The organism is Oleiphilus sp. HI0079, from assembly GCF_001635105.1.
On record NZ_LWFT01000994.1, the window covers coordinates 1 to 3,087 of the forward strand.

Annotated in this window: 2 protein-coding genes; one reads left to right on the forward strand and one right to left on the reverse strand. The window is 46.0% G+C overall.

What is annotated here, in order from left to right; genetic code table 11:
- Window positions 1–122 precede the first annotated feature (122 nt).
- Entirely contained in the window at window positions 123–824 is a 702-nt protein-coding gene (locus tag A3750_RS18070; protein ID WP_068456504.1) for an outer membrane beta-barrel protein, read from the forward strand.
- 8 nt (window positions 825–832) lie between these two features.
- On the opposite strand, the gene rlmKL is transcribed toward A3750_RS18070, so the two are convergent.
- Window positions 833–3,025 (reverse strand): bifunctional 23S rRNA (guanine(2069)-N(7))-methyltransferase RlmK/23S rRNA (guanine(2445)-N(2))-methyltransferase RlmL, encoded by a 2,193-nt coding sequence (rlmKL, locus tag A3750_RS18075; protein ID WP_068456507.1) that lies wholly within the window; start codon window positions 3,023–3,025, stop codon window positions 833–835.
- Between the last annotated feature and the right edge of the window lie 62 nt (window positions 3,026–3,087).

The following is a 3,087-nucleotide window of genomic DNA, read 5'->3' on the forward strand; positions in this document are numbered from 1 at the left end:
ATATGCTTTGCAGAACTTAGATAGGAACTCATCGGTTCTGTGACGCGTGCAAGTACCTTCAGTGCCTTATATGAGAAGCTTCGGCGCTAACTTTTATCTGACTAGAGACCTGATTGAACAGCATGCCGTCCCGCTACCTCTCCTTTTTCCTGCTATTTATCACCCTAAGTGCCAGCCCACTTGCAGCGCAAGCTAAAGAGGCTTTGCCTGATAATCGAAGCGGGAACAAGGCGAACAAGGATTACGTTGCGATCGGCGCTCACTTCAACCAATTCAAATCGATTCTCTTGGAACTTGAGGACCCTGAAGGCAACATCGAGTTCAGGGAGTTCCCGTTAACTGCGAAAACCTACGGCGCATCAGTGACCATTGGTACAAATATAAACCGCAACTTTTTCACTGAGCTACGATATGGGCAGGGGGTGGTGTCGGATGATCTAAGCAACGGCGCAGCCGATATTAACATTGATGACTGGCTAAATTGGTATATTGGTGGTGCGTTCGGAATTACTGACTACGCCGACGTTTACGCAAAATATGGACTCACCTTCTATACTGGCGATATAACCCGCTACGAAACGAAGAGATTCAAAACCGGAGAGGTCCCTCCGTTTGGAGAGACAATTACCGTCATCCCGGCGGTCACTGAGAACCTTACTGAAGACATTTTTTCAGATTCATTTAGCACAAGCTGGATGGTCGGAGTTGACTTCAACATCTTTCAAGACACTTTCTGGACGTTTGAATACGGCCGACTTCTGAATGACAACGGTACCGGTATCAAAGTGTATCAATTCAATACACTACTCAAATACGAGTATTGAAATACGCCTTATCGAGACTCTATAAACCAGCACTTGTGAATCCTATGATTTCGCTCAAAATCTTTATCTAATGAAAATGCGGTTTTATCACTCACGCTATACTTTTCTTTGACATCCTCGCTAAGCGAGAACTTGCGAAGGTTCGTTGAGAATATCAATACACCATGTTCATCTAAGAGGCGCATCGCGCTATCAATTAAATACTGATGATCTCGTTGTACATCGAAAACACCCTCCATTCTCTTAGAGTTGGAAAAACTTGGCGGATCGATAAAAATCAAATCATAAGTGCGTAGTGGCGATTCAGATACTGCGGCTTCGAGCCACTCCATACAGTTAGCTCGCTCAAATTTATAATTACCGCCCCCTAATCCATTCAACGAAAAATTGTTCTGAGCCCACTTGAGATACGTTTGTGACATGTCGACACTCAACACACTACAAGCACCGCCAATTGCGGCTTGAAGACTAACTACACTAGTATACGAAAACAGGTTTAGAACCTTTTTACCTCTAGAGTTCGCAGCTATCCAACGCCGAACTGCTCGATGATCAAGAAACAACCCTGTATCAAGATACCGACCAAGCTTTACTGATAGACGCGCACCACCTTCGCGGACGACGATAGAGCGACTACTGTCCTCCTCTCTCTCGTACTGGGCTTTCCCTTTTTGTACCGTTCTCTGCTTTAGAAACACATTGGAATCTGCCACGCTCATTGTCTGTGCAATTGTCTTCAGCCCCTCACTAAGACGTTCAATGGCCGCTTTTTCATCGACGCTCTTGGGCGGTGCATATTCTTGAACGTACAAAAAAACCTCGCCTGACTCATCTTCATAGCGATCAATTGCAAAAGCATATTCCGGCATATCCGCATCGTACAATCGATAGCAACTAATGCTGTTCTTCTTTGCCCACTTAGCGATATTTTTCTCGTTCTTCCTAAGCCGATTTGCCAACATAGCCGCTCGCTCTTGATTCGCAACGCGCCAGTAAGCAGGATTACGCAATTTTTCCTGAGGCGGCAACCACGCAGTCTGGAAACGATTCGCCTCATCAAGCTCAAATAAAAGCAAGGCTGATTCGATCGCACCATTTAGAAACTTATATCGCTTGTAATAGCGCCAACCAATAAACTTTTCGAGATCAGGATTCCCAGTAAACACACCGGCGCGCCAACCTTGGAGGCTGTTTAAAAACACCTCGCCTAGCGTTCGATAAACAGCCATCAACTGATCAACCTCACCAATACGTTCACCGTAAGGCGGATTGGTCAACAACAAGCCTTTCGGTATGTTTTCAGGTATCTGAAGTTCGTCGATACTTCGCTTTTCGACATGAACAAACTCAGAAAGACTTGCCCGCTGAATATTCTCCCACGCAACACCGATTACTCGGGAATCCATATCAAACCCTAAGACCTTGCCTCTAAACGCGTCTTTGCCGACACATTCGCGTTTCTCAGCCTCCTGAATAAGCGCCAGCCAAATACCTGCGTCGTGCTTCTTCCATTTATCAAAACCCCATTCCTGCCGACTTAACCCGGGAGCAGTATCGGTGGCCATCAACACCGCCTCAATACAAAACGTACCTGAACCACACATTGGGTCTAAGAATGCCCCTCCCTCTTTCGCGAGTGCACTCCAGTCCGCCTGCCTTAACAGAGCAGCAGCAACGTTTTCTTTCAAAGGTGCAGGCCCCTTATCTAAGCGATAACCTCTTTTGTGAAGACTTTGTCCTGCAAGGTCAAGGCTAATCGTAATCCGGCCCTTTGATAGCTTTGCGCTTACCCGTATATCCGGGGCGGTTTTGTCGACTGAAGGTCGCTCGCCTGTCAAACTTCTGAAATGATCAACAATTGCATCTTTCACCGCCAACGCGCCATAAGCCGAGTTGTTAATATCTTTATTCGTTCCCGCAAACGACACAGAAAATGTCGAATCAGCACTAAAATGCTGAGCCCAAGGGATAGAGGACGCGTGACGATATACATCAGATCCTCGTTCAATTTTTCCGGTAGCGAGCTCAAGAAATACACGATTAGCAATTCGCGACCAGAGTAGGCAGCGATAAATTTGCTCAAGTTCGGCCTCCGCTTCAACACCGGCATTGACTGCACGAGTTGACGAAAGCCCCATTTCGATTAGCTCTTGTTCCAACAAGTACTGCATACCCAGCGGGCAAGAAACAAATAATCTCATAAACAAATTCACCAGTACCTAAAAATATAAATTGAAATAAGGGCTACATACCGACACAAAAT

Bases quoted from the DNA above. Each gene is read 5' to 3' on its own strand.
- A3750_RS18070 (WP_068456504.1), top strand. From the start codon at position 123: ATGCCGTCCCGCTACCTCTCCTTTTTCCTGCTATTTATCACCCTAAGT.
- rlmKL (WP_068456507.1), bottom strand. From the start codon at position 3,025: ATGAGATTATTTGTTTCTTGCCCGCTGGGTATGCAGTACTTGTTGGAA.